This window comes from Streptomyces chilikensis, assembly GCF_001642695.1.
Taxonomy (GTDB): Bacteria; Actinomycetota; Actinomycetes; order Streptomycetales; family Streptomycetaceae; genus Streptomyces; species Streptomyces chilikensis.
Map to the genome: position 1 here is coordinate 130,536 of NZ_LWCC02000142.1, position 25,110 is coordinate 155,645.

At 69.9% G+C, this 25,110-nt stretch carries 21 protein-coding genes and 5 pseudogenes; 14 read left to right on the top strand and 12 right to left on the bottom strand.

Annotated elements, in window-relative coordinates; translation table 11 throughout:
* Positions 1 to 4 precede the first annotated feature (4 nt).
* Together A2U95_RS28050 and A2U95_RS28055 are read right to left on the bottom strand one after the other, a co-directional pair.
* Positions 5 to 424, bottom strand: coding sequence for a transposase (locus A2U95_RS28050; RefSeq protein WP_166028108.1), 420 nt, complete (start codon positions 422 to 424; stop codon positions 5 to 7).
* Between the two features lie 277 nt (positions 425 to 701).
* Positions 702 to 1,556 carry an arylamine N-acetyltransferase family protein gene (locus A2U95_RS28055; RefSeq protein WP_166028110.1) on the bottom strand — a complete coding sequence of 285 codons (855 nt, stop codon included), beginning with the start codon at positions 1,554 to 1,556 and terminating at the stop codon, positions 702 to 704.
* A 323-nt stretch (positions 1,557 to 1,879) separates the two neighbouring features.
* Between A2U95_RS28055 and A2U95_RS28060 the strand changes: the two genes are divergently transcribed.
* The 4 genes and pseudogenes from A2U95_RS28060 to A2U95_RS28075 all read left to right on the top strand — a co-directional run.
* Positions 1,880 to 2,362 carry a hypothetical protein gene (locus tag A2U95_RS28060; protein ID WP_166028112.1) on the top strand — a complete coding sequence of 161 codons (483 nt, stop codon included), beginning with the start codon at positions 1,880 to 1,882 and terminating at the stop codon, positions 2,360 to 2,362.
* Between the two features lie 43 nt (positions 2,363 to 2,405).
* A protein-coding gene (locus A2U95_RS28065; RefSeq protein WP_166028114.1) for an IS5 family transposase occupies positions 2,406 to 3,231 on the top strand; the annotation gives its coding sequence in 2 pieces (ribosomal slippage) (positions 2,406 to 2,894 and positions 2,896 to 3,231; 825 coding nt in all).
* Positions 3,232 to 3,349: 118 nt separating this feature from the next.
* Positions 3,350 to 3,820: a hypothetical protein gene (locus A2U95_RS28070; RefSeq protein ID WP_166028116.1), complete on the top strand. Its 471-nt coding sequence runs from the start codon at positions 3,350 to 3,352 to the stop codon at positions 3,818 to 3,820.
* A 66-nt stretch (positions 3,821 to 3,886) separates the two neighbouring features.
* Positions 3,887 to 4,780, top strand: a pseudogene (locus A2U95_RS28075) (IS982 family transposase); the annotation flags it as partial.
* A gap of 101 nt (positions 4,781 to 4,881) precedes the next feature.
* Here A2U95_RS28075 and A2U95_RS28080 read toward each other — a convergent pair.
* Positions 4,882 to 5,550: a TetR/AcrR family transcriptional regulator gene (locus tag A2U95_RS28080; RefSeq protein WP_166028118.1), complete on the bottom strand. Its 669-nt coding sequence runs from the start codon at positions 5,548 to 5,550 to the stop codon at positions 4,882 to 4,884.
* A gap of 89 nt (positions 5,551 to 5,639) precedes the next feature.
* Between A2U95_RS28080 and A2U95_RS28085 the strand changes: the two genes are divergently transcribed.
* Both A2U95_RS28085 and A2U95_RS28090 read left to right on the top strand, forming a co-directional pair.
* Positions 5,640 to 6,605 (top strand): NAD(P)-dependent alcohol dehydrogenase, encoded by a 966-nt coding sequence (locus A2U95_RS28085; protein WP_166028120.1) that lies wholly within the window; start codon positions 5,640 to 5,642, stop codon positions 6,603 to 6,605.
* A 167-nt stretch (positions 6,606 to 6,772) separates the two neighbouring features.
* Positions 6,773 to 7,177, top strand: coding sequence for a hypothetical protein (locus A2U95_RS28090; RefSeq protein WP_166028123.1), 405 nt, complete (start codon positions 6,773 to 6,775; stop codon positions 7,175 to 7,177).
* Positions 7,178 to 7,515: 338 nt separating this feature from the next.
* Here the strand turns inward: A2U95_RS28090 and A2U95_RS28095 are convergent, their stop codons facing one another.
* Positions 7,516 to 8,190 (bottom strand): lytic polysaccharide monooxygenase auxiliary activity family 9 protein, encoded by a 675-nt coding sequence (locus tag A2U95_RS28095; RefSeq protein WP_476756115.1) that lies wholly within the window; start codon positions 8,188 to 8,190, stop codon positions 7,516 to 7,518.
* A gap of 468 nt (positions 8,191 to 8,658) precedes the next feature.
* Here A2U95_RS28095 and A2U95_RS28100 point away from each other — a divergent pair, with 468 nt between their 5' ends.
* Positions 8,659 to 9,426 (top strand): calcium-binding protein, encoded by a 768-nt coding sequence (locus A2U95_RS28100; RefSeq protein ID WP_166028125.1) that lies wholly within the window; start codon positions 8,659 to 8,661, stop codon positions 9,424 to 9,426.
* Between the two features lie 287 nt (positions 9,427 to 9,713).
* Positions 9,714 to 11,411, top strand: a complete 1,698-nt coding sequence (locus A2U95_RS28105; protein WP_166028127.1) for an eCIS core domain-containing protein — start codon at positions 9,714 to 9,716, stop codon at positions 11,409 to 11,411.
* 94 nt (positions 11,412 to 11,505) lie between these two features.
* Here A2U95_RS28105 and A2U95_RS28110 read toward each other — a convergent pair whose 3' ends face one another.
* Positions 11,506 to 12,837 (bottom strand): HEAT repeat domain-containing protein, encoded by a 1,332-nt coding sequence (locus A2U95_RS28110; RefSeq protein ID WP_166028130.1) that lies wholly within the window; start codon positions 12,835 to 12,837, stop codon positions 11,506 to 11,508.
* Positions 12,838 to 13,078: 241 nt separating this feature from the next.
* Here A2U95_RS28110 and A2U95_RS28115 point away from each other — a divergent pair, with 241 nt between their 5' ends.
* The 4 genes and pseudogenes from A2U95_RS28115 to A2U95_RS33885 form a co-directional block, all read left to right on the top strand.
* The gene (locus A2U95_RS28115; protein ID WP_166028132.1) at positions 13,079 to 14,608 is read left to right on the top strand and encodes a hypothetical protein; all 1,530 of its coding nucleotides are present in this window, start codon (positions 13,079 to 13,081) and stop codon (positions 14,606 to 14,608) included.
* Positions 14,609 to 14,957: 349 nt separating this feature from the next.
* On the top strand, positions 14,958 to 16,694 hold the full coding sequence (locus A2U95_RS28120) for an immunity 49 family protein (RefSeq protein ID WP_166028416.1): 1,737 nt from the start codon (positions 14,958 to 14,960) through the stop codon (positions 16,692 to 16,694).
* A 452-nt stretch (positions 16,695 to 17,146) separates the two neighbouring features.
* The gene (locus A2U95_RS28125) at positions 17,147 to 17,551 is read left to right on the top strand and encodes an SgcJ/EcaC family oxidoreductase (protein WP_166028134.1); all 405 of its coding nucleotides are present in this window, start codon (positions 17,147 to 17,149) and stop codon (positions 17,549 to 17,551) included.
* Between the two features lie 4 nt (positions 17,552 to 17,555).
* A pseudogene (locus A2U95_RS33885) lies at positions 17,556 to 17,840 on the top strand (IS982 family transposase); the annotation flags it as partial.
* A 40-nt stretch (positions 17,841 to 17,880) separates the two neighbouring features.
* Here A2U95_RS33885 and A2U95_RS28135 read toward each other — a convergent pair.
* Both A2U95_RS28135 and A2U95_RS28140 read right to left on the bottom strand, forming a co-directional pair.
* A pseudogene (locus A2U95_RS28135) lies at positions 17,881 to 18,798 on the bottom strand (IS982 family transposase).
* Between the two features lie 22 nt (positions 18,799 to 18,820).
* Complete coding sequence (locus A2U95_RS28140; protein WP_240958259.1) at positions 18,821 to 19,783, bottom strand: hypothetical protein; 963 nt, start codon at positions 19,781 to 19,783, stop codon at positions 18,821 to 18,823.
* A 304-nt stretch (positions 19,784 to 20,087) separates the two neighbouring features.
* Here A2U95_RS28140 and A2U95_RS28145 point away from each other — a divergent pair, with 304 nt between their 5' ends.
* Positions 20,088 to 20,426, top strand: coding sequence for a transcriptional regulator (locus tag A2U95_RS28145; RefSeq protein ID WP_166028139.1), 339 nt, complete (start codon positions 20,088 to 20,090; stop codon positions 20,424 to 20,426).
* Positions 20,427 to 20,868: 442 nt separating this feature from the next.
* Here the strand turns inward: A2U95_RS28145 and A2U95_RS28150 are convergent, their stop codons facing one another.
* The 4 genes and pseudogenes from A2U95_RS28150 to A2U95_RS28165 form a co-directional block, all read right to left on the bottom strand.
* The gene (locus A2U95_RS28150; RefSeq protein ID WP_166028141.1) at positions 20,869 to 21,336 is read right to left on the bottom strand and encodes a hypothetical protein; all 468 of its coding nucleotides are present in this window, start codon (positions 21,334 to 21,336) and stop codon (positions 20,869 to 20,871) included.
* 40 nt (positions 21,337 to 21,376) lie between these two features.
* Positions 21,377 to 21,987 (bottom strand): annotated as a pseudogene (locus A2U95_RS28155) (IS5 family transposase); the annotation flags it as partial.
* An 8-nt stretch (positions 21,988 to 21,995) separates the two neighbouring features.
* A complete protein-coding gene (locus A2U95_RS28160; RefSeq protein WP_166028143.1) occupies positions 21,996 to 22,400 on the bottom strand; it encodes a hypothetical protein in 405 nt (134 codons plus the stop codon).
* Between the two features lie 133 nt (positions 22,401 to 22,533).
* Positions 22,534 to 22,872, bottom strand: coding sequence for a YciI family protein (locus tag A2U95_RS28165; protein WP_166028145.1), 339 nt, complete (start codon positions 22,870 to 22,872; stop codon positions 22,534 to 22,536).
* Positions 22,873 to 23,127: 255 nt separating this feature from the next.
* On the opposite strand from A2U95_RS28165, the pseudogene A2U95_RS28170 reads away from it, so the two are divergent.
* Positions 23,128 to 23,283: pseudogene (locus A2U95_RS28170) on the top strand (IS110 family transposase); the annotation flags it as partial.
* Positions 23,284 to 24,378: 1,095 nt separating this feature from the next.
* Here the strand turns inward: A2U95_RS28170 and A2U95_RS28175 are convergent.
* A complete protein-coding gene (locus tag A2U95_RS28175) occupies positions 24,379 to 24,927 on the bottom strand; it encodes a hypothetical protein (protein WP_166028147.1) in 549 nt (182 codons plus the stop codon).
* Between the last annotated feature and the right edge of the window lie 183 nt (positions 24,928 to 25,110).

The following is a 25,110-nucleotide window of genomic DNA, read 5'->3' on the forward strand; positions in this document are numbered from 1 at the left end:
CGGATCATGTGGTTGCGGTGAGGAGCTTCAGCCGCATGACCGATCCACGGAGGTGGAGGCCGGCTTCGTAGCTGACGGGTGCCTTGTCGTAGCGGGTGGCCAGTCCGCGCCAGGTCTTGATCTTCTGGAAACAGCGTTCGACGGTGTTGCGCTGTTTGCAGCGTTCAGCGTCGTAGGTGACCGGCCGTCCGCCGGCCGGGCCCTTCTTCCTGCGGTTGGCCTGTTGGTCGATCTTCTCGGGGATCACCGCGGTGATGTGGCGCCGACGTAGGTAGGTCCGATTGGCCTTGGACGAGTAGGCCCTGTCCGCGGCCACCGCCTGTGGCCGGGTGCGGGGGCGGCCGACGGGCCCGGGAACGCGGACCTTGTCCAGCACGATCGGGAGCTGGGGGCTGTCCCCGGGGTGGCCGGCCAGCCCCGGCACCGCCCGGACATGCTCTTCACGGACCGCGGCCACGGCAAGGGCCGCCGACTCCTGCGCGAGCGGGACATCCGCCCGGGACCGCCGCACGCGCGGCCGGCCCCACGGCACCGGCCCGGTCACCTTCCGCCGGGGGGTCGAGCGGACGACCTCCTGGCTGCACGGCTGCCTCCGCCTCCGGCTCCGCCGGGAACGACGCGACGACATCCACGAACCCTTCCTCGGCCTCGCCGTCCGTCCGGCCACCCACCACCCCGTCCGACGGCTTCATCAGGGCCGGTCAGACCAGCAGCCGGACGCCGTCCGGTACGTCGATCCCGAACTCCTCGTCGAGGAGGCGCCGAGCCTCCCTCTCGTCGGTCAGCTCCCGCTCCGTGACCGCGCCGTCGGCGCGGGTCTCGATGATGCGGCGGCCGTCGAGGAGCAGGTGGCGGCCACCGGCGGTGAGGCGCTGGGCGTAGGGACGGCGGCTGAACGGGGAGCGGGGGTGGGTGGCGACGTACCAGTTGGTGACCTCGAAGTCGGGCTGTCCGAAGGGCTCCACCGTGAAGGTGTACTGCGCCTCCCAGCCGTCCGTCCCGCCTGTTCCGGTCGTGCCGTACGCCTCCAGCACCCACATCTCCAGTGGGCCGTCATGCGGTGCGTGCAGCAGCCGGTGCCGGCGGCCCGCGCCGTGGAACTCCGTGCCGGCCACCAGCGGCACCGGCTCCAGCAGGGCGCCGGCCGCGCCGAATCCCACGTCCGCGAGGTGGGGCCGCTGCTCGCCGGGAACCTCGACGAGCAGCGCCATGTGCGTGCGCGGGCGGCTCTCGAAGCGGTCGGTGCCGACCACGACCCGCGCGGCCAGCCGGGTCACCCGGAAGCCCAGCGCCTCCAGGACGCCTGCGAACAGCGTGTTGTGCTCGTAGCAGTAGCCCCCGCGGCGACCGTGCACGAGCTTGACCGTCAGATCGGCCGGGTCGAGGGAGGGAGCCACACCCCGCACGGGGTCGAGGTTCTCGAACGGTACGGTCAGGGCGTGGGCCGTGTGGACGCCCCGCAGCGTCGCGAGGTCGGCCCGCCGCTCGCCCTCCCACCCGATCCGCTTCAGATAGGCATCGAGGTCGAACGACGTCGTCGGTGCAGTCTCAGGCATACCTCCACCGTACGGACGCACCGTCCCGGCCCGCCCGCTCCTGCGGCTGGAACCGTCACCGGCCTTTGGTCCTAGGACCTGTCGTCGAACGAGGGCGATCAGGTACCCCTGGGCCGCGATGGTGGCTGGAGAATGCTGTCATGGCTCCTACTTCTCCTGCGTCGCGGCTGGTGGCAGCGGCCGCAAGGACCCGGCTTCGCCCCCTGGGTCTCCGTCAGCGTGGCCGGTCCCGCCTGTGGTTGGACGATCATGGCTGGTGGCTGGGGCTTGTCGAGTTCCCTTCGCCCAGGTGGAGCCAGGGCAGCGGTCTGCATGTCGGAGCCATGTGGCTGTGGCAGGACTTTGATCACTTCGCGTTCAACGTCAGTGAGCGGCTGAGCGGGGCCGAGGACTATCGCAGTGATGAACAGTTCTCGCCGGTGGCGGATGAGCTCGCACTCCGTGCGCAAAACCATGTGCGGAAGCTCCGGGCCCAGTTCCCCGATCTTGAATCGGTGGCGGGCAACCTGGCTGCTCAGCCCGTCAGGCGCGGGTGGTTCTGGGAACCGTGGAACGCTGGGGTCGCGGCGGCGCTCGTCGGGGACGTTTCACTCGCGCGGCAGCGGTTCGACTCGGTCCTCGACGAGGATCCCGTCGCCCCTTGGATGGATGCCGCGCAGCGGACCGCGCGAGAACTTGTGGCCATGGTAGGAGACGGGGACGCCGTCAGGGCATGGGCGCTGAACAGCATCGCCTCGTGCCGGCAAAAGCTGCGCCTGACCCCGGAACCGCTTGAAAAGATCTTTGGCGCAGGCACGAGCATGTGATTCGACCACGGTCCGGCATCCTTGTGTGAAGGATCATGGCCGGGTGATACGTCGCCGTGAACTGTCTGGTTCTGAGTGGGATTTCGTGCGGCCGCTGCTGCCACGGACTTCGGCGGGGCGTCCTCGACGCGATGACCGGATGGTTCTGAACGGGATCGTGTGGAAGTTCCGAGCCGGTGCGGCCTGGCGAGATGTTCCTGAGCGGTACGGCCGGCCGACCACCCTGCACACCCGGTTCCACCGCTGGGCCAGGGACGGCACCTTTGCACGGATGCTCCGGAGGGCGCAGGCCAAGGCCGATGCCGCGGGCCAGATCGGCCGGCTGGTGTCGATCGCCTCCGCCGTCGTCCGGGTTCATCAGCATGCCGCAGGCCCGAAAAGGGGGCTCCCCGCTCCTGGACGGTCGCGTTGTGGGCTGACCAGCGAGATCCATATGGCCTGCGGCGCCGTCGGTCGCCCGCTTGCTTTCGTCATCACTGGCGGGAACACCAACGACTGCGCGCAGTTCACCGCCGTCATGGAGGCGATGCTGTGGTCCCCGCACCGGCCCCGGACGGCCACGGCTGCGTCCCGACCACCTGACAGCCGACGAGGGCTACAGCTCGAAGACCATCCGCGCGTGGCTGAGGCGCCGAGGCATCGCACACACCATCCCCGAGCGAGCGGACCAGATCCGCAACCGAGCCCGGCTCGGCAGCAGCGGGGGCCGCCCGCCGGCCTTCGACAAGCAGCTCTGCAAGCGACGCAACGTAGTGGAACGCTGCTTCAACGGCCTCAAGCAATGGCGCGGAATCGCTACCAGGTATGACAAGACCGCCGACTCCTGTCAAGCAACCCTGACCCTCGCATCACTCCTGACGTGGGCGTGACACTTTGACGACAGCTCCCAGACGATCAATTCCAAGGGGTGAGAGCGGCGAGTCGACGGCTACGATCAGGCGGCGGAGGGCTCTGGGGGGTGGCATGACGCATCTTGGACGTCGGGGGATGCTCGTACTCGGCGTGATGACGGTGCTTGCGGCGTGTACGTCGACTTCGAAGAGCACAGATGATGGCGCCAAGGTCCGGACCGACCTGGAGCCTCTGGAACGTCGGTTCCCCGCGCTCGGCCCGCTGTCCGGCGCGCACTGGCTCGGCACTGCACTGGGCACCGACTCGAGGGTGTCCGTTCCGGGCCCCACCGACGTTCGTGTGGTGGGAACTGCCCAGTTGGGAACAGGTACCGTCGCCGCCATCACGAGTGCACCGCAGCGGATCTTTCAGCTCGAGAAGCCAACTCAACTCCCCGCGGAGCTCGCCGAGTTCGTGCCCAAGGATGCAAGGTGGGTCCGGAGCGAGTCCTTCGACCTCGACATGACGGGTGGAACGTACTCCGGCGCGTTCTATCTCGATCCAGGCATGGACAGGGTCTACTTCGACACGATCAATCCAGATATTTCTGCGAGCTCCGGACCGTGATCGGATCCATGGAATCGGCCGCACACATGGGGCGAGGGCATCCAGCGTTGGTGTGGGAGGAAAGAGTTGGACACCCTCGCGACCGCACTCTGCGTGAAGACCGACGACCTCTTGAAGGCGTCTCCTCATCTCACGCCATGGCGTCCTGCTGGGGGATCCCCCGTAGCTCGTCGACGCGGAACTGGTCACGCCGGCGATGACGCAGGCCATGCTCGGCTTCACCTCCGGGGCTCGGTGGCTCCGCTGCGCCCGCCACCACCTACGGCATCTGTTCCCGTACCCGCCGGAGCAGCCCGGATACGACAAGCGTCTGCGTAAGGCCGTCGAGCTGCTGCGGCAGGCGATCCGGATGCCGGCCACCGACACCTCCGTCTGGAGCGACGACGTGTGGATCGTGGATTCCACTCCGGTGGAGTGCGGCCGCTCACGTGAGACGGTCAAATGCTCCGACCGGGCCGGGGGCGAATACGGGTACTGCGCCGGCCACAGCCGCTTCTTCGGGGGCCTGCGACTGCACCTGATGTGCACCCTGCAGGGTCTGCCGATCGCCTTCGCCCTGACCGGGGCCAAGGCCGACGAACGCGAGGCCCTGCTGGACCTGCTCGCCGCCGAACCGGGCCTGACCGCCGCCCGGCCTGGACAGACGCTGATCGGCGACAAGAACTACCTCGGCCGCGACTTCGGGCACCAGTTGGCCGAGCAGGGCATCCGGCTACTGAGGCCGGCCCGCAAGGTGAGCCAGAACGGCCCGGTGACCCGCTGTTCAAGCCGTTGCGGCAGGCCGTCGAGTCGGTCGACGAGACCTTCAAGGGCCGGCTCAACCTCGAACAGCACCGAGGCCGCACACCGGGCGGCGTGACCGCCCGCGTCATGCGGCGCATCCTCGCGTTGACCACCGCGTTCCGGCACAGCGACCACACCCACGAACCCGTCCTGCGCTCACTTACCGCCTACGACCACCGACCCCTTGGAATCGATCACCCAGGGCTTGCTGCGGAGGCGGAGTTGCCGGACCGGACGTGCCCTGCGGCCGGTGCCGTTGCGTGTCAGGCTCCGGAGGGCTACTGCCGTCGGGGATTGCCGGCCGCGATCGGGAGGCTGCGCAGTGTCAGCGCGGTCGGCGGGGGCAGTGGTTCGTTGGCCGTGCCGGCGCGGAACGACTGGAGCAGGTAGGCCACCAGGCGCCGGGACGCCGCGCCGTCGTCCGGCAGGGCGGTCACCAGGGCGCAGTGTGCCAACAGGACCACGGCGAGGTCGGAAGGGTGGAAGTCGGCGCGCAGCGCGCCCGACGCCTGGGCCCTGCGCACCAGGGTCGTGAAGTCCCGCTCGGCTCGTTGCCGGGACCGCGCGTGTTCCGACGTGCTCTCCGGGAAGGCCGCGAGGAACGCGGCCGGGAACCCGCGTTCCTCCCGCTGCAGAGCGCAGACCGTCTCGACCAGATGCTGGAAGCCCTGCCATGGATCAGGGACGGCCAGAGCCTCGGCGAGCGCCCGCACGCAGGTCTCCGTCTGCTGCGCGAACGCGCCCCTCACCAGGGCGTCCCGGGTGGGGAAGTGCCGGTACAGCGTCGCCACGCCGACCCCTGCCCGACGGGCCACGGTCGCCATCGGGGCGTCGATCCCGTGCTCCGCGAAGACCGCACGGGCGGCGACGAGGACGCGCTCCCGGTTGCGCCGGGCGTCCGCCCGCACCCCGCCCCGGGCTGTGATCCGAGAGGATTCCGCCGTCACTGTCTCTCGCTTCCGCTCCGAACGGACGATTGCGTCCACCTGAGAGCTTACGGTCGACGCCAGATCCCTCCGGCGGCAAAGGCGCAACGATGAACGACCGCATGATGAAGGCAGTGCTCCACGACCGCTACGGCGGCCCCGAGGTGCTCTACACGGGCCGCGTGCCACGCCCCGAGCCGGCCCCCGGCGAGGTCCTGGTGAAAGTGCGCGCGTTCAGCGTCAACGGCGGCGAACTGGCGGCCCGTGCCGGCCGTCTCCGCCTCCTGAGCGGCCGGAGATTCCCCAAACGCGTCGGCCTGGACTTCACCGGCGAGGTCGCCGCACCGGGGGCCGGAGTCACATCGTTCGCGGCCGGCGACCGCGTGTGGGGGGTCCTGGGCCGCACCTCCGGGTTCGGCAGCGCCGCCGAGTACGTGACCGTGCCCGCCGAGCGGATCGGCCGGCTCCCCGACGGCCTCGACCCGGTGGACGCCGCCGCGCTGCCGGTGGCCACCACGGCCATCACCGCGCTGCGCGACAAAGCCCGGCTGCGCCCCGGCGAACGACTCCTCGTGCGGGGCGCGGCGGGAGGCGTCGGCAACGCCGCCGTCCAGCTCGGACGGGCGTACGGCGCCGAGGTCACGGCCCTGGCCCGCGCAGCCAACCTCGACTTCGTGCGCGGGCTCGGCGCTCACAAGGCCCTCGACCACCGGACCGTGCGGCCGGCGGAACTGGGCCGCTTCGACGTGGTCCTGGACACCGTGGGCACCGACCTGCGGGCCTTCAGGCGCCTGCTGGATCCCGGCGGGCGCATGGTCACCATCGCCTTCGACCTGGAACGGCCCGTGGCGTCGCTCGGCCACCTCGCGGCCAGCACGGTCCACGGACGCGGGCGGGTGCGCTTCTTCAGCGGCAACCCCACGCGGGCGGACTTCGACGACCTCGCCCGCCATGTCGTCGAGGGCAAGCTGAGCCCCGCGGTGGACACGGTCTTCCCCCTGGAGGAGACAGCAGCTGCGCACCGGGCGCTGGAGGCGGGCGGCGTCCAGGGCAAATACGTGGTCAGAGTTGCGTAGGACCCCGGTGAAGGCGCTGATCACAGCCACTCGTCGATCAGATCAGCAGCCGCCTGATCGGCCGCCGCACAGTGCCGATGGGGATCACCTCCGGAACTCCTCTCCTGACGGAACGACTTTCCGGGGCCGCCCGGCCGGTGTGAAGTGCCGTCGGGCAGCATGGGGCGGTGTACTTCGATCAGCCGGTGCCGCGTGAGGTGAAGGTCATCGATTCGGCCTCGCTGTTCAGGCTGGAGGAGCGTGCGTGTGCCCTCGGCTTGAACGCGCGGTTGGATCCGGCGTGGGTGCAAGCCAATGCGGCGCCTGACGGCGTCCACCATCTCTGGCCGGCCGTGTGGAACAGCCTGTCCCACCGTCCGGACGTTCCACGTCAGCTGCGGTGCGAGCTGTTGATGACTCTGCGCGCGGGAGACCGCGTGGTCAGCTTCCTGGACGTGCTTCCTGAGGACTTCACCCCGCTGCCGGGGGTGACCTCGCGCGAAGAAGGCAGGCGGGTCGGTCAGCTGCTCGACCGGGCTCCCTCGGTCAGGGAATGGCTGCTTCGGCAGGACGAGGGCTCAGCCCGACCGTGACAGGGGCCGCCGGCGGACGGGTGCGCATTTCAGGGTGAGGAAGGCTTCGTGGAGGGCGCTGCGGATCTCCCGGCGGATCCGCGGGCGGCGGAACCGGTGCGGGTGGGAGGCGGCGCGCTCGACACCCCGGCGTCGGGTACCGGAGCCGTACGGCGAGACGGTGGGGAGCCGGCCACCGCGCGACTGCCGCGCGGTCGGGTGCGTCCCGGCAGGAACGCGGGGAGCCCCGTCGGGGCAGGGTGACCACAGGGGTCCCCTGCCCCGACGGGGCTCGGTCGGCCGGGCGGCGGGTCACCGGCGCCCGGCCGAGGCCGGTGCCGCGTGCGGCGCTCCTCGGATCAGCCGAAGTTCACGTCGCTGCACCACATGTAGGCCTGGTCAAGGTGCGAGGCCTGCCAGATGATGAACAGGATGTGGTGTCCGGTGTAGCCGGAGGTGTTGACGTTGAACCTGATGTCCTGCGCCGGGGCGTAGCGCCCGGTCTGCGTGATGAAGTCGAGGTTGCCCCAGCCCAGGGTCTGAGTCTGGGGGTTGAAGCCCTGCTTGCTCACGTAGACCCTGAAGTAGTCGGCACCGTGGGACGCCTGGTCGTGCAGCTGGACCGTGAAGTTGCTGCTGATGTTGGTCGTCTTCCACGCGCCGGGCTTGTTCAGGCTGGCGTTCCTCGAGAGGTTGTTGCTGCAGAGCGTCCCGTCGGGAGTCCGCGCCTGGAACTGGCCGCCGAGACCGTCACGGAGGGCGCTCATCCAGTTCCACATGGTGTCGGGGTTGGCCTGGAACGCCTGGTAACACATGGGGTCCTGGGTCTGCATGGTCGGGCTCGTGTGGTTGCTGCCCCACGTCTTCCAGCACTGGTACGCGCGGGTGCCGGGGTTGACGATGGTGCCGTGGGCCTGGGCGGGGGTGGACCAGGCCAGTGCGCCGGCAACCACGGCGAACAGCATGACGAGCGCCTGGAGAGGCCGGCGGAGCGACAACCGCGAGCGCCCGGTTAACGCACTCTTTTCACGCATGTGGGGGGAACTCCTTCCAAAGGCAAAGCTGTGATGGGAGCGCTCCCAACGGTACGACTTCTGAGTGAAATGTCAATGAAACAAACAGAGTTGGTTGCAGGGATGGCCGCGAGCTGGCAATTCGCCGTGGACCGGGAGCCGGAACCGTTCCCGCGACCGGGAAGCGGGGGCGCGGCCCGGACCGGTGCGCGGGGCGATGCCGGGGGAAGGCGTTCGCGGCACGGCGGCGGGACCTGGTTCCGGTGCGGGGGCCGTCCGGTTCCACGGCGGCACCGGGAACCTTCCCGACCGCGGAAACCGAGCCGTCACATCCGGCGGAACATCGGCTTACCATGTCGCCGCGCCAACTCGCCGTCCTGCAGATCCGGACCCCCGGGGGGAGACCGCCTCCACGCCGGGTCCGCCCGGTCCCCGGCAGCACCACGCCCAGCAGGCCGGTCCACCGTCACTCCACCGAGACGAGGTCTCATGAACCGAAACCGAGCCGCCGTCGGCGCGGCCGCCGTGACCCTGTTAACCACCGGCCTCGCCGTCGGCCCGGCGACCGCCGCCACCGCCGAGGCGAAGGCCCGCGTGGGAGCCGACTGGACAACTCAGTCGATCGTCTTCACCGCCGCCGCGGGGCAGACCAACAACCTCAACATGTTCTCCATGTACACCAGCGACGGGATCCGGCGGATCGGCATCAGCGACGTGGTCCCGCTCGAGCCGGGCGACCACTGCGCGTACTCCAGGGCCGAGGACACCACCTCCGTCGTCTGCGAACTGCCCGTCGACAGCTCCCTGCCCGACAGGATCGACGTCTTCCTCGGCGACGGCGACGACACGGTCGCCGCCTTCACCCCCGGGGTCGGCACCGTCAGCGGCGGCCCCGGCGACGACGAACTGCACGCCCACACCGCACGCACGGTGCTGGGCGGCGCGGGGAACGACATGGTCATGGGACCCGCGGCCCTGCACGGCGGCGACGGCATGGACCACCTGATGGGTGACAGCGGCAACCAGCAGATGTGGGGCGGCCGGGGCGACGACATGATCGAGGGCTACGGCGGTGACGACACCGTGCACGCCGGCCCCGGCGACGACCACGCCATGGGCGGGGACGGCCGCGACATCCTCCTCGGCGGCTCCGGCGACGACACGCTGGACGGCGAGGACGGCGACGACCTCGTCTGCGGCGGCACCGGGAAGGACGTCCTCGAAGGCGGACCCGGCCGCGACATCGTCCTCCCGTAAGCGCGCCTGCGTGCCCGAAGGCCCTGGCCCGCGGCGCGAACAGCGTCGCGGGCACCGGGCCTCCGCCGCCGGCGGCCCCTCACCCGGGCCGCGTCGACCGCGAACGCCGCGAACGCCGCGGACGACGGGCCGCCGCGCGGCACGAGCTGACCCGTCGGGCGAGCAGGAACGGTACATCCGGGCAGTCTCCCTTCCTCCCGCCCTGCCCTTTTCCCCCTTCACCCCGGCCGGGCGGCGCGGCAGCATGGGTGATCGACCTGTGTGCGGACACACGAGAGGAAGCGGCCATGCGCGCCGACAGACAGCAGCGCCTCGCCCGGCCGGACGACAAGCGGGCGCTTCCTCGGCAGGCCGACCAGGCCCCGGCCCTCCTCGAGGGAAGCCCCGCTGCCGCCGGGCGCACCGGTCCGACGTCCCCCGCGGCCGCGCGTTCCCTCCAGCGGACGATCGGCAACGCCGCGGTCGTCCGGCTGATGGAACGCGAGCGCCACCAGCACGACGCGGACTGTGGTCATGCCACCGCCACACAGAGGCTGGCCGAGGACCCGACGGTGCAGTCCGACGCCGTGGCCCGGGCCGATGCCGTGACACGGGCCGCGGGCAGCCGGATGCGGGCGGACGTCCAGCGCAAGATGGAAGGCGACTTCGGCGGCGAGGACTTCAGCGACGTCCGCGTCCACGTCGACCGCGACTCGGCCGAGGCCCTCGGGGCCAAGGCCTACACCACGAAGACCAACCGGATCGTCTTCCGCAGCGCGGCCGACATGGACGACCACACCTTGCGGCACGAGTTGCAGCACGTCCGCCAGCAGCGGGCCGGACGCGTCCCCACGGGTGTCAGCCACCCCGCCGACGCCCTGGAACGCGACGCCGAGAGCACGGCGGTCGAACTGGGACGGCAGACGAAGGGCGTGCAGCGCTCCGCGGCCACGGAACACCGCACCGCGCCGGTGGCGGCCACGGCCCACGCCGGCACCGTGCAGCGCGTGCTGTCGAAGACCTCGCAGCCCTTCTTCCAGAAGTGGGCCGGAGAGGGCAGCCCTCGTCTGAACCCCGAGCAGAAGAACTGGGTGTGGAAGAAGCTCATCGAGATCAACAAGAACGAGGCGGCGGTGAAGCGACTGACGCCCGACAAGGCCCTGGACCAACTGGCCGCGGCTGGATGGACCAAAGCCGTGATGGACCAGGAGATCGGCAGCCCGTCGACGGCGCAGGACACCGCGCCGCCGGAGTCCATGGAGCAGTACCAGGAGCGGGCCGAGGGCACCGTTCGCGAGGCCGATCGCCTCTGGCGTGAGCGGGAGTCCGACATGCCCAGGCTGGAGACGCGGACCTTCGACATCGAGGGCCTGGGCCGGGGAACCGTCGCCATGCTCAAGAGCGCCTCAGCACCCAAGCACCCCGACATGCTGGCGTGGTTCTCGCACGGTTACGAGGACAAGCAGCCCATCACCATCGGCACGGCGCGGCAGTACGGCTTCGCCGTTCAGCCGGAGCAGAGCCTGAACCGGATCGGGGCCGACGCCAAGGTCTTCGCGTCGCTGCCCGACGCCCTCGCGAACGCCGGGGTGGAGCCCACCAACAACGCACCGGGTGAGTACGTCCAGCCCCACCACGCCACCGAACTCTCACTGGAGATCGACCGCGTGACCGGCCTGGTGGACTACTGCGACGTGGCGGTCCTGCTGGACTTCCAGTGGTCCGGCAAGGTCTCCGAGGCCTTCGCCGAAGCGAGGAAGGCCGAAACCCCGCCACTGCCCGTCATCATCGACCAGGCGCAGGCGTTCAGCAGGTACAAGTCGCTGCTGATCTACGCCTGCCGGACACCATGGTCGGTCAACGTGGCGGTCTCGGGCAGCGGCATGCTCAAGGCGAGTCTGCAGAAGGAACTCATGAGCCGGGAAGGGCTCTCCGCGGACGAGGCGATGGCGAAGGCGCACGCGAAGTACGAAGGCTCCCCCCAGCAGGGCAAGATCTACCAGTGACGCGTCATCCCGTTCGGCAGGGTGAGCCGCTGCCGCGGCGGGGATCGTCGAGCGGCGGACACCGGACGAGCGGGGGAGGTGTCCCGTCCCCGGGTCACCGCTCCCGCGCCGTGCGGGCGGCGCGGTCCCGGCGGCGCCGCTCCCACGCCCACACGCCGTCCGCCCGTACGTCCTCGTGGAACCGCGGCTCGAGCCGGCCCACGCGTTCGCGGGCCCGCGGGGTGCGGGGATCGTCCAGCAGCGACAGGCCGAAGGCGCCCTCCAGGCGCAGTTCCTGGTCCTCCTCGTCGAGGAGCCCCCACAGCGCCTCGGTCACCGACGGGTGGGGATCGCGGGCCCGGCTGAGCGCGTGGGCGGCCGCGAGACGGACCGCGTGGACCTCGTCGTCGAGCAGGTCCAGGACGATCCGCCGGGTTTCGGGGAGCCGCCGGACGGTGTGACCGGCCGCCTCCGCCGTCGCCGCCCGCACCTCGGGGTCGTCGTCCCGGGCCAGGGCGTCGACCGCGGCGAGTGCCGCCGTCGAGGGCGGCCACTGCCACTTCAGCAGGCAGTCGGCCGCCGCACGGCGCACGCGCGGATCGGGATGACCCGCATGGGGGAGGGCCACGGCGGCCGAGGCCTCGTCGGCCATGGCCAACGCCTCCAGCACGGTGGCCAGAACCCCGGGATCGGACTCCTCCGCGGCCCAGGCGAGCAGGACGCGGTCCGCCTCCTCCTGCCGTGCCTCGCTGTGCGCGACGACGACCCCCAGGACGCGCAGGTACTCGGCGACGAAGAAGCGGTGGCTCCGGTCGGGGTGGTTCCGGCGTGCGAGGACGGCCTGCCAGGTCCGGTCGCCGCCGCGCTCCTGAAGGACGTCCAGGGACTCCCAGAAGTCCACGTGCCGCGCGTCCGCGCGGGCGGCGCGGGCGATCAGCTCCCCGGGCGGGGTGAGGACGCGGAACGCCCACTCCAGCTTGGTGAGGACCGCGCCGTGCCCGGCACGGACGGTACGGCCGCCGAGGGTGACCTGTTCGACGTCCGGCTCCTCCAGGCCGTCGTACGGCTCGTCCGCGACGCGCACGACCTCCGCGGGCCCACGCGCCCCGGACAGCCGGCGCAGCTCCGCCTCCGCCCCGGCGTCGTACCAGTGCCGGGCCAGGGCCAGCAGCCGGTCACGTTCCGCGGCCGGCAGGCGCAGACGTGGCTCCTTGCCCAGCAGGGCGCTCACCAGGCCGGGGGAGCCCGACGCGACGGCGAGCCCCAGCGGGGTGGTCCCGTCCGGCAGCCGGCGATCGGGATCGGCCCCGCCCTCGACCAGCTCCCTGGCCCCGGCCACCTCGAACGTCCGGATCGCGGCGAGCAGCGCCCCGTCCGCCGCCGCGCCGGCCCGGGCGTTCGCCGCTCCGTCCGCCTGCTCGTCCACCCGTACCCACTCCCGGCTCATCGTGTCATGCCTGGCCGTACGGACGCTCAGGCTTTCTCCTCCGGGGAATGCGGTGGGGAAGGAGGAACGAGTTCCTCTCCGGCTGGACCAACACGCTCCGGCAGCTCGCTGCCGGTGGCCGGGCCGCCCGGGGACACGGTGTTCGCCACACGAACCCCCGACCATGACCCCCCTTCCCTCGGCACGGCATCCCGCAGGGGCCACGAGCCCGCAGTCGGTGGGCGGTGTTACTTTCCGTGGCATGACCGATCACGCGCTGCGGCTGCTGCGGCAGGACCGCCGCCTGGCCGAACTGGCCGCCTTCCCCTTCGACTTCGACCTGGACCGCGCAGCCCACGGTCATGTCGAGGAGGTCCGCCTCGCCTCGGGCGGGCCGTTGGAGACGGTGGCCGGGGACGACACCGGCGGTACGTACTTCGTGTGTGCGGACGGTTCCGTGCTCTACGCCTCCTCGGAGGGCGCCGCGGGGATCATCGGCTCCAGCGTCGACGAGGCCCTGGAGCTCGTGATCGGCCTGCCCGGATGGCGTGGCTGCACGGGTCTGTCGCCGGAGGACGGCGAGGAGAGGATCCTGGCGCACGTCGCCGAGCTCGAGGACGAGATCCGGGAGTACTGCTCGATCGACGAGGAGCGGGACGAGCTCCGCGCGGCGCTGGGCTTCCCGGCACGCTCCCCGGTCGAGCTGGTGGTCAGACTGCGTGCCGCGCTGCTGCGCACCGAGCCGGACTTCGTGCTGCTCAACGCGGAGGAGGGATGCGCGTACGACCGGATGGGCCCGCCCGGTCCCCCGGTGTGGGAGCCGGTGCTCGCGGCGGGCCGCGCCGACCTCGCCCGGCTGCGGGAGGGCGACCGCACGGCGTGGCGTGAGGTCGCCGAGGACCCGGTACGGCGCCGGGTCACCCTGCGGGCCGCGCAGTTCGACCGCGCCGAGGGCGACCTGGACCTGCTGCGGCATCTGCTGCGGCACGAGACACGGTCGTCGATGACGGACGAGCTGCGGCTCGCGGCCGTGCTGGTGGGGCTGCACGGGGACACCGGAGACCTGCCCCTGCTGCTCGAGGTCCGGGAGACGGACTTCGACACGGCGTGCGGCCTGAGCGACGTGCCGGAACCGGGTGCGGGCGCGGACGAGCTGCGGCAGTGGGCGCGGACGCTCGACGAGTCGATGTTCGGGGCGGACCCGTCGGACGAGCCGCTCTCCACCTGGACCGACCTGGCGCGGGACCAGGGGATGACGGACCTCGCGCGGGTGACGCTGATCCGCGAACTCGACCGCCTCCTCATGGACCGGAGCAGGCTCCACCGCCCCGAGGCGCCCCGCACCCTGGCCACGGCCCCGCTGCGCGGGCTCGCCCGGGACTTCGAGGAACTCGGCGACCTTCCCCAGGCGCTGCGCGCCCAGCGCCTGTACGCCGCCCTCCAGGAGACGGCGTGGGACCGGGTCTCGGCCCGGCACACCCTGGCCCGCCTGGAGCGGGAGGCGGGCCGGCTGCCGCAGGCGGCGGACAGCCTGGCCGCCGTGCGCGACACCCTGGCCGCTCCGGGCGACGACTCACTGTGCCACTGGCAGCGGGTCAACCTCGGCCGCTACGTCGCCGAGGAGCACTACCGGCTCGCCCTCGCCCTGGCCGGGGCAGGGCGGCTCGAGGAGGCCCGCGCCCTCCTCACGGCCGCCGACGCCATACTCGACGAGCTCTCGGACAACGCCGCGAACGGCATCCGCGAGCTCGCCGGGCGCTGCGCTGCGAGCGTGCGGGAGGCGGCCGGCTGAGGGTGGCCCTGCCGCGTGCGGAAGGACGGGCCTCGCTCGGCCGACCCACTCGCTGCACCACCCGTCGCGGACACTCCGCCGACGGCCGCCCCAGCCCCGGCGGACACGAACGACGACACCGCGCGGTCGGGTTCACCTCCGCCGCGTGATCACCGGACGCGCGTCCGTCCTCATCGGGAGGGCTCGCCAGCCGGGCATCGAGCACCAGCCGAGCACCTGCCTCGGGCCGGCGGCCGGCTCCGAGGCAGGTGTCCGCTCCGGAGTTCCTCGGCCCGCTGTCAGGACCGGTGCCTAGGCTGTCGCCAGAATTCGATCAAGGAGCGGGGCAGTGCGAATAGAGCGTCATCAGGTGGGCGGGGCTGCCGTGTCGGCAGCACGCGAGGACTTCACGAACCGGATCGGAGGTCAGGTGCGGTCCATGTCGCGGAGCGGCCGGATGGCCACCTACGAGTGGTGGTCGATCGCGGAGGAGTTCCTCGACTACCTGGGCGCCCTCTCCGTCGAGACGCCCGACCTCGGCATCCCGGAGGCCAAGGCCGCCCTCAAGGACGCCTGCGAGGCCGCGGCCGGCGCCGTCGCCTATGCCGCGTACCACCCGCACTGCAGCTTCCAGGTCTTCCTGGATTACGTGAACTTCGGCATGAGCTACGACCCGGGCAGCGACGCCCCCGAGGAGAGCGTCACGCTCGCGGAGTGGACCGACGCGCTCTGCCTGTCGGTCCTCAGGGACAAGGCCACGTGGCACGGCGAGGCGTTCCACTTCGCCCGGCAGAAGTTCGCCGAGCAGGCGAAGGGAACGCCCGCCGGCGAACTCGCCACCGGGCTGATGGCCGTGGTCCTGAACGACACCGGCGACGACGAGGAGTACCCGCCGAGCGCGCGGGCCAAGCTCGCCGCCGTCGACGCGGCCCTGGACCGGATACGCGTCCGCGCCGAGGAGACCGGCGAGCCGCTGCTGGACCGGCCGGGCAGCACGGCGCTGCGCGCGCTGCGCGCCTTGGTCGCCGAGGACCAGGAGGCCTTCGACACCGCGCTGACCGACCTCCTGGTCGGGTACTCCGCCCTGCACGGCCCCTCGGCCTCCCCGAGCAGTCTTCTCCCGCTCGTCCCCATTGCTCTCGCCGCACTCGCGTACCGGACCCTGGACTGGGCGCCCGCCGCCCACACCGACTACCTCCCGCACGCCCTCGTCACCGGCTTCGAGACCCGAGGCCCGCGGGTCGCGGGGTTCGGCCGGGACCGGCGGCCGGACGCGGTCGCCGCGCTCGCCGCCGGCCCGCTGGTGGTGGAGCGGCCGGACTGCGAGCGGTCCGTGCACCCGGAGACCGAGGCCATGATCGAGGAGGACCTCCGGGAGGCGTTCACCGCCGCCGACGGAGAGCCTCTCGCCGTCTCGCGGCTCACCTGGGCCATGCGCGATCAGGAGCACCTCTTCAAGTGGCGCGCGGGTGACCCCGACGGCGACACGGAGGCCCAGCTGGCGAGGCTTCGACTGGCCTCCCAAATGGGGGCGGCCCTCTTCCGCATCGCCCTGGCGGAGCCGGGCACCGAGGCGCAGGTGACCATCGGCGGCCGCACGCTGCGCTACCCGGCCAAGCGGGGTGAGGAAGCCTGCGCCCACAACTGGCAGAGAGCCACTGCCTTCGCCCTGATCACCGGCGCGCGCGAGGACCTCGCCCCGCTGGTCCTCACCGGCCCCGCCTTTGCCCGCCCGGACGACTCCGCCTTCGCCGCGTACAGCGAGGCCCTCCACGCCTACCTGAAGGGCGTCGATCCCGAACCGGCCGCGCAGCGGGCGCTGCAGCAGGCCGAGAAGGCCAAGGACTGGGGCTTCGCCATGCCGCCGGCCGTACTGCTGTCGCAGCTCGTGGAGGGCGACGAGGAGAGCTTCAACCTCGCCCTGGCCGACGCGCTCGAAGCCCATCGCGACTACTACCGGGTCGCCGACCGCAGCGACGATCCGGACGTCTCCGTCAACCTCGACGTCCTCGCCCTGGCCTGCCACGCCCGCCGCCGCGGCTGGGCCATCCGCGTCGAATCCCCCTACCTCCCGCAGAGCGTCCTGCAGGCCGCCAAGCCCTTCTAGGCAGTGGCCGACGGGGCGTGTGACCGGGTCACGTCTGCCCCGTCCCGCCCCGCACAGGGCGGGACGGGGCGGGACGGGCGCCGGAAGAGCCACCGCGCGCGCCCCGATCACTTGGGTGGTGACAAGACGTGCAGCTCACGTCGCAGCCGTACGCCTCCGGATCCGTCCATGACCCCTTGTGCAGACCGTGGGCGGCCTGCCCTGCCAGGGGCCGGGGCCACTCCCTTCGGAGCGGAGGCGTCGGCACACGTCAGGAGAAGATCGCGTGCACCTGACCGACCGCTTCGGGCCCGTAGCTGACCGCGCCCACGGGGAGTGCGACGCCGCCCCCCCTCGCACGATTCGTCGGGCAAGCACTGAATGATCGATTCTAAGGGGGCAGGGGCCGTTGGCCGTGTGGACCGGTTACCTCTCTTGATCTCGACTGCGCTTGAGGTAGCACCCTTTTCCGTATGACCACGAATTCCACGGCGTACGCCGCAGACATCGAAGCCATCAAGCAGGTCGTTGCCACCGTCGAGCACTCCCAGCAGCACAAGGACCCCGACGAATTCCTCGCCCTCTTCCACCCCGACGCGGTCTGGACGACGGCCCACGGCAAGGTCCTCATCGGATTCGAAGCGATCTCGGAGTTCACCTGGAGAGTGCTCCCTGCTGCCGACTGGGACGGCAAGGTCAGCTACGAGGTGATCCACGTGCTCTTCATCCGCCCCGATGTCGCGGCGGTCAAAGTGCGTCAGCGCTACCTGTCCCCGGACAACGAGAGCGAGGGTGCTCCGCTGTATGTGATGGCCAAGCAGGACGACGGCCGCTGGCTGCTGACCGCATGCCAGAACACGGTGGTCGTCACCGACTGATCTCTTCGAGCGCGAGTTCGAACGCGAATCGGCCGAGCAGGGCATCTGGCTGCCATGGCCGGTCCGCGCAGGCGAGCCGGAACTGCCCGGAGCGCCCCTGTCCAGGCCGCTGCAACAGGTCAGTGAGACCTTCACGGGCCGACTCGATCTCGAACAGCACCGAGGGCGCGCGCCCGGCGGTGCCATCGCCCGCGTCATGCAGCGCATCCTCGCGCTTGCCGCCGCGATCTGCCACAACGACAACATCGAGCAACCAGTTCTACGCTCACCGACCGCCTGTGGTCACTGACCTTGTGGAATCGACCATCTAGATGATCAATTCCAAGGGGTCAGTGGTCGTACGTTGTGAGCGAGCGGAGGGTGTCCTGTCCGGTGGCATCGTTGTGCCAGATCACGGCGGTCAGGGCGAGGATGCGCTGCAGGACGTGGGTGATGACACCGCGAGGTGTGCGCCCTCGGTGCTGTTCGAGGTTGAGGTGTCCCTTGAACGTTTCGTTGACCGACTCGATGACTTGTCGCAACGGTTTGAACAGCGATCCGCCGTGCCGCTGCTGTTCGCCCTTGCGGGTCGGCCGTAGCAACTGGGTGCCCTGCCGAGCGAGTTCGTGCTCGAAGGTACGGCCGAAGTAGTTCTTGTCGCCGATCACTGTCTGGGCGGGCCGGGCGGCGAGGAGGTGTGGTTCGGCCGCGAGCAGGTCAAGCAGGGTTTCGCGCTCGTCGGCCTTGGCTCCGGTCAGGGCGAAAGCGATGGGCAGCTCCTGGAGGGTGCATATCAGGTGCAGGCGCAGACCTCAGAAGAAGGGGCTGTGGCTGGCGCAGTAGCCGTACTTGGCCCATCCGGCCAGGTCTGAGCGTTTGGCGGTCTCCCGTGAGCGGCCGCCGCATTCCACGGGTGTGGAGTCCACGATCCACACGTCGTCGCTCCATACCGAGGTGCTGGTGGCCAGGATTCGGGTGATGCGACCCAGCAGTTCGGCGGCCTTGCGTACCCGCTTGTTGTAGCCGGATTGCTGCGGCAGGTACGGGAAAAGGTGGCGAAGGTGGGCCCGGGCATACCGGAGCCACCTGGCCTCGGAGGTGAACCCCAGCATCGCCTGCATCATCGCGAGGGTGACCAGCTAGGCGTCGGTGAGCTGCGGTGAGATACCTACGGCGGGCCGCCACGGCGCCAGGTCCGGGTGCTGTTTCAGTAGATCGTCGGTCGCCGCATACAGTGCTGTCGCGACGGTGTCCAGGTTGTTCGTCACACAACGATCTTGGGCGGGTCAGCTACGAGTTCGATGACACCAGCCGCGTACGAACGAGCGCTCGCAGCATCGCGGCGCCCGCCCCCACCGCTGCAAGATGCAGGACCGCCGCGAGCGCGAGGTTTTCCGGCAGGGCCGCATCGGCCGGCTGCGCGACCGCCAGGTACAGGGTGAACGGAAGCTTCCAGCCGCTCCAGGCGAACAACGAGCCCGAGCCGAGCCAGCCGAGCACCATCGGGCACCATCGGGGGACTCGTGCGGGCCAGCCCCGGACGGCAGCCCAGGTAGCGGCGGACGCTACGAACGCCCAGATTCCGAAGACGCCGGACAGCACATACCAAGCGAGGTCCCGCTCGCCGCGGTGGGCTACACCTGCGGTGCCGCCCACCGCCCAGTACAGCCAGATGAGACCGACTGCGACGCCGACCACGGCCATCCATGGCAGCGCCCTTGGCGAGCCCTCCCCACGGTCCCCGAGCCGACCCGCGAATGCGTCCGGCCAGCGCCGCCGCAAGTACGTGGGCAGCGCGATGGCCAGACCCAGCCCCATGCCTACAAACCCGATCTGAATCAGCGCTGCCTCCCAGACAGGCATCGACGGGCCTGCGTCGCTCCCGCTCGTCGGATTGCCATCCTCCGAGCCCAGCAGCGAACTGAGAACGGCGTACGGCAACACCGGCACGAGGAACCCCGTCCCAACCCAAGCGCAGAAAGCCAACGGCGCTCCCGGTATGCGCATCCCCCACGGCCGCGCCAGCGCGAGCGCCACCGCGATCCCAGTCCCTGCCATACCGATCGTGGCGCTGTTGAGCACCACCCACTCTGCCATCCCGAACCCGGTCCCGACCGGCAGCAGCCCCAAGAGCGAACCCACCACCCACGACACCTTGATCAGTAAGTAGGGCGTCAGCGCCAGCGCTGCCCCATACGCCGCGACCCGCCCGACCCGATCCCACCCATCCACCTGAAATCCCCATTCGATCAACGGAGTTCCAGTCTCATTCACCACTGCCCCACAGGCGTCAACTGCTGGGCGCATCCATGTCATCACTCAGGAGGAGTGAGAATCAGCCGACGGGAGCACCGAGGGCTGGAGCACGAGGAGCCGCCGATTCAAGCCCTCAGCCGCACCCTTGGAATTGATCATCCAGAGGCGCCTGTGTACCGGTTTCGGCTTCGAGTGCCTGGCCGACGGGCTGAGCGGGGCGGCCGGTCCTGGCCTCGCTGATCGGCGTCGCCACGTCCGTCGGCTTCCACCTCGCCTTCGTCCGTCTGCACCGGAGGTTCGCGTGACCGCCGGTCCGGGCGTCACCGGTCAGCCGACGGACCCGCTGGCCGGCTTCGACGCCGTCATCCACGCGCCCAATCGGCTGCGCATCTGCGCCCTGCTGGACACGGCGGGCGAGGCGGAGTTCGGCCTGGTACAGCGACAGCTCGGCGTGTCCGCTTCGGTGCTGAGCAAGCACATCACGGTGCTGATGGACGCCGGTTACGTCGAGCAGCGCAAGGTCGTGCGCGACACCCGGCAACGTGTATGGCTTCGCCTGACCGGGCAGGGCCAGGAGGCATATCAGGGTCACCTCGCGGCATTGCGGGCCATCGTGGGGACGACGGGCCCGACTCCCTGACCACGGTCGGGGGCCAGAACGATCGGCGTGTCATTACCCGGTAATAACTGTCCCGCTGTCGGGTGCGGTGGAAAGGCACCGCTCCGGCGGATCGGTCTCTCCGCCGGCGGTCCGCCGTGCTCGGTCCTCATCCTGCGACGACCGGCCCCGTCGTTCGGCGGTTGGAGTTCTTGCGGGACGCGGCATCGGCGGCCTGACGTGAGTTCTTGTCTCACAGCTTCGCAGGGACCCGCCGGGATGCTGCGCTGATCAGCGGCTGGGCACTCTGCTGCTCGGGCATCCCCCATCGCTCCTACACGCTCTCCCATTACCGGGTAATGGGCAGCCGACTTGTGGCCGGAGGCAGGTCATGAGTTCCTCTGCGGTGAGGCGCGCGTCATTACCCGGTAATGGGAGAAGGCACGGTCTGCTTCGGCAAGTGGTGGATTGGCCTTCGCTGGGGTCACTGCGCATGCGGGAAGGCTGCTCCGGACAGAGTCGTTGCGGCGAGGCGTACAGCGTTCTCCCAGGCCCGGATCTCTTCGGGGGACATGTAGTCGAGGTGGTACTCCAGGCCCACGGCCGCCACGAACTTCCGCTCAGGATCCGTCACCGCCTCGATCCCCTGCCAGACTCGAGCTGTGGTCTCCTTCAGTGACATGGCACCGGCGGACAACTGTGTCGCCATGTGATGCAGGAGGCAACGTTCAGCGGTCTCGTAGTCCGGGATCTGGATCCCGAGCTCCTCCATGGTGTGCCCGAAGAGCTGGCGGATCTCTGCTGGGTGCTCATGCCGGGAACGGCCGGCCAGGTCACGCAGTGAAGGAGAGTCGTGGCCGGCAGCCAGTAGGTGGGCCGCCACCATGGGCAGATCTTCCACCCGGATGAGGCTCGCCATGTACTTCCAGGCGATGGTGGCGGGTTGGTCCATGAGCGCATCCTGGCCGAGAAGAACGCCTCAGACCAGTGAGCTATCGGATCCGTGTGAGGCGCCGATGGCCGATGAGGAGGACAGCGATGCCGACGAAGGCCAGGAAGCGCTCGGGCTTGCGCTCGTAGCGGCGGTGGAGGCGGCGGCAGCCCGCCGGCCAGGACACTGTTGGCTCGACCGCCCATCGGTGGCGACCGAGCCGTTGTGAGGATTCGACGCCTTCACGGGCAATGCGGTGGCGCATGTCGTGGCTACGGAGCCATCGGCGTAGGTGGTCATGGTCGTAGCTCTTGTCGCCATGGAGTTTCCCAGGTCGCCTGCGACGCGGGCCCCGGCGGGACCGGATCGGCGGTGTACCTCGTACGAGCGGCATCAGACCTTGGCTGTCGTGCAGGTCGGCCGCGGAGATGCCCAGCGACAGAGGGTCCGTTCCGGTTGGTGATCAGGTGGATTTTCGATCCTCGCTTGCCGCGATCGTTCGGACTCGGTCCTGTGCGCAGCCCTCTTTTTTGCGTCCCCGATGCTTACGGAGTCGATGGCGCAGCGGGACCGGTCCGGCGCACCGAGCGCGCCGAGTTCGTCGAGGATGATGCGGTGCAGCCTGGCCTAGAAACGGGTCCGGCTCCACTGCGCGAAGCGCCGGTGGAGCGTGGGCCACGTCACTCTCCGGCGCGACGGTCGGTCCGGGAGAGGACTCCGGTAACGGACGCTGAGAACGGCTCTCGTTCGGTGCGCGGCAGTGATACCTCGACCAGTTTGCCGTCATAGATCATCCAGAGGCCGAAGCAGTCGTCGTCCTCGTCGCGAACGAGGACTTGAACGGAATGCGGATCCGGCCACGCCAGGGACTCCAGATGGCTCAGCAACCCGCGCCAGTTGTGGCGGATGAATTGGATGACCCACGCGTAACACTCCACGGACGGCATGCGCGACCCGTCGAACATGCCGTCGTCCACACGCGTGAAGCATTGGTGCCAGTCCCGGTCCTCATCGGGGCGGGTGAGCGGTTCCATGACCTCCTCAGCCCTTCGCGCCAGGACGATGACCTCCGCATATCTACTCATCAGCCCATGATGACCGTGACCCGTCAGAGTGGAGTGAAGGGCTGATCACATTTTGACGGCAGGTCCTAAGGCACTCAGGTCATCCGACCTGGCGGATCATCACCGAGATGGTTCTGTTCCTTGGACCGATGGCTCAGCTCTCCGGGTCGTACATGATCTCGCGCACCTCCTGCGCGCACCGGCACGCCTCGGCGATCTTCGCAGCCCACATCAGCGCGTCCTCGCGCGACGGGACCTCGATGATCGAGAAACCGCCGACGACCGCCTTGGTCTCGGGGTACGGTCCGTGCGTGACCGTACCGTCGGTGGCCACGATGCTCGCCTGCTGACGCTCCACTCCGGCGCCGAAGATCCACACACCTGCGTCCTTGGCCTCCTGGACCACCCTGTGGGATGCCTCGCTGACCGCCGGGAGGTCCTCCTCGGGGAAGGTCATCGATCCGTCGTCGAACGAGATCAGATACCGCGCCATCGTGTTCGCCTCCTTGTTCAGCGACCATCCGGCCGCTTCGTTGCTGCTCCCGGTGAGACAGATCGCGTATCAGCTTCTCATCGGTCGTCCCGCCCCGCTTCAACGAGATTTCGGCGGAGTGACTTTGGCCGGGAGCCGCTTAACCGCATCGGTACGTTGCTGTTGGTGTCAGCCACTGATGTCAGCTCGGTCCCAGGGGCTGATAGAGGAGAGCAGGGGAACTCCACCTGGTCCGCCCGCTGATCAAAGGAAACGCCCTGGCCGTCGGCCCGCGCCATGGACTGCCCGGTCACCTGTCTGCCGGGGCTGACGATGTGGCGGATCGCCGACCTCCATCCGGGCGAGGTGAAGACGGACGCGAGGAACGCATTCATCATCGGGGACGTGGCCCGCGCGATGCCCCACACGCTGCTCACCGATCCGACGCACCCCCGTTCCCCTTGGCCGAAGACATAGGGACACCTGCCGGGCCGCACGTTGAGCCATTACCGGGTAATGAACGACAGCGGCGGACATGGCTCGTCTCTTGGCCTTCTCTCAGTGGAGACTGCCACGCCGGGTTGTGCGGAGGGGTCTTCTCGTGAGGCGGGTGAGCAGGTGTTTCGCCGTGTTGGTGACAGTGGCCTGGCCGACAGGCTTTGGGACGAGCGTTGCGTGCTGCTCCTGAGCGGACACCGGGGTTTCGCGGCCGCCGAGCAGCACCAGCAGACATGTGCACTCCGATGCAGGGTCCCTCCCGGCGACCGGTTCGTCTCGTTTCAGACCTGCCAGGGGAGAGCGCCCGGAACACCTACCTCGACACCGCGAACTTCCCCCGTCCTGGCGTCCCACCGAACTGGGCAAGGCCGGCCGCGCCGCTGAAGACTTGATGTGGTGTGCCTCCTCCGTCCGCGCCGGAGACCGCCCGCAGATCCACACCATGACTTCGTCCTACGAGCACGACCGAGTGGTCCTGTCCTGGGACCTGAAGAGGACTTTTCGCGCCTGTGTCGAGGAGGCCGCCAGCCGCCGCACCTGGACCTCGGCCAAGTCCCCCACGTCAACAGACTTCGCTGCGCTCGACATGGAGGACTGGCCTTCGCTCGGGACGCTGCGCCGTCCGTGGACAACCGCAGGCGGCTGCCGCAGTCGCCAGCCGGCCGTGTCCGTTCACGATGGTCATGTTCCTGCTGACGGTGCTCGCAGGTCTGCCTTCATTACCCGGTAATGGCTGCCGGTGCCCCGGAGCCAGGCCTGCCAATGCGGCATTGCCCCCGGGGTGCCGTGCTGTCCATTACCGGGTAATGGTGTCCAGCCCACTGCGGGGTGCGTCTCGGCTGCGGTGAGATGAGACGAAGGCCTCTGACCTCGCTGAGGAGGTGGCCTGCTCGGAACCAAGCATTCATCCGCTGCTTGGCTTCGTCATTACCCGGTAATGACCCCGAGGGCTGGTGGCCGGTCCCGTACTCCTGCGCCGCTGATGCCTGGGCCCACAGGGCCCTTGCGGGACAGCCCAGCCGAGTCGGCTCACCTTCTCCTCGGCTTGCGAGGTTTGGACCAGTGGCCGTGAGGCCGGTTGCGGGCCTGTGCCAGCACCGCCGCGTCGAACTCGGCCTTGCTGGTCACCACTCGTGGTTCCGGCTCCCGCACGGCCTCGGTCGATTGCCACGGGACGGCGGAGGCCCAGCCGATGAGCGGCATGGTCGCGTTGTAGCGGGGAGCGAATTGCTCGGTGACGAGGGCAGGCATCCGGTAGTTCAGACCTCGTACGTGCTCGAGGAACGCCCCGGGGAGCAGGACGTGGTGCGTCTCCAGGTAGTGCGGAGTGTCCAGACGCCAGAGCCACGTTCCGTCGGTCACCGGCGATGAGCAGCCCAGACCATGGCGGTGCGGGTTCCCGGTGATGATGTCGCACCCGCCCTCCATGACGTCGAGGAGGACGTGACCGGCATCGAGGTAGGCCACCAGGTCCGCCTCGTCCGGCTCGCCGACAGGCCGAACGGCATCGTGGATGGATCCGTTGGGCTGGCCGGGGTGCTTGTCGAGTTCGTCGTAGAAGCCCAGCAGTCCCAGCATGTGCACCTCCTTCGGGGATGGCGGGCGAGGGTGTTTCCTGCAGGCGCAAGGAGCGTATTCGGTGCCGGCTGCGTCGTGCGCGTGCCGCAGGCTGTATCCGTAGTCGTTGGGGCCGTGTTCGCCGTCGTGGTGGCCATCCATGTCGTCGACCCGGCTGAGGTCGGCCGGTGCCACCTGGCCAAG

What these genes read in the sequence shown, in the direction of transcription:
- A2U95_RS28055 (WP_166028110.1), bottom strand. Translation starts at nt 1,556, where the DNA reads ATGCCTGAGACTGCACCGACGACGTCGTTCGACCTCGATGCCTATCTG.
- A2U95_RS28060 (WP_166028112.1), top strand. Translation starts at nt 1,880, where the DNA reads ATGTGGCTGTGGCAGGACTTTGATCACTTCGCGTTCAACGTCAGTGAG.
- A2U95_RS28070 (WP_166028116.1), top strand. Translation starts at nt 3,350, where the DNA reads ATGCTCGTACTCGGCGTGATGACGGTGCTTGCGGCGTGTACGTCGACT.
- A2U95_RS28085 (WP_166028120.1), top strand. Translation starts at nt 5,640, where the DNA reads ATGAACGACCGCATGATGAAGGCAGTGCTCCACGACCGCTACGGCGGC.
- A2U95_RS28095 (WP_476756115.1), bottom strand. Translation starts at nt 8,190, where the DNA reads ATGCGTGAAAAGAGTGCGTTAACCGGGCGCTCGCGGTTGTCGCTCCGC.
- A2U95_RS28100 (WP_166028125.1), top strand. Translation starts at nt 8,659, where the DNA reads ATGAACCGAAACCGAGCCGCCGTCGGCGCGGCCGCCGTGACCCTGTTA.
- A2U95_RS28105 (WP_166028127.1), top strand. Translation starts at nt 9,714, where the DNA reads ATGCGCGCCGACAGACAGCAGCGCCTCGCCCGGCCGGACGACAAGCGG.
- A2U95_RS28110 (WP_166028130.1), bottom strand. Translation starts at nt 12,837, where the DNA reads ATGAGCCGGGAGTGGGTACGGGTGGACGAGCAGGCGGACGGAGCGGCG.
- A2U95_RS28115 (WP_166028132.1), top strand. Translation starts at nt 13,079, where the DNA reads ATGACCGATCACGCGCTGCGGCTGCTGCGGCAGGACCGCCGCCTGGCC.
- A2U95_RS28125 (WP_166028134.1), top strand. Translation starts at nt 17,147, where the DNA reads ATGACCACGAATTCCACGGCGTACGCCGCAGACATCGAAGCCATCAAG.
- A2U95_RS28150 (WP_166028141.1), bottom strand. Translation starts at nt 21,336, where the DNA reads ATGGACCAACCCGCCACCATCGCCTGGAAGTACATGGCGAGCCTCATC.
- A2U95_RS28160 (WP_166028143.1), bottom strand. Translation starts at nt 22,400, where the DNA reads ATGAGTAGATATGCGGAGGTCATCGTCCTGGCGCGAAGGGCTGAGGAG.
- A2U95_RS28165 (WP_166028145.1), bottom strand. Translation starts at nt 22,872, where the DNA reads ATGGCGCGGTATCTGATCTCGTTCGACGACGGATCGATGACCTTCCCC.
- A2U95_RS28175 (WP_166028147.1), bottom strand. Translation starts at nt 24,927, where the DNA reads ATGCTGGGACTGCTGGGCTTCTACGACGAACTCGACAAGCACCCCGGC.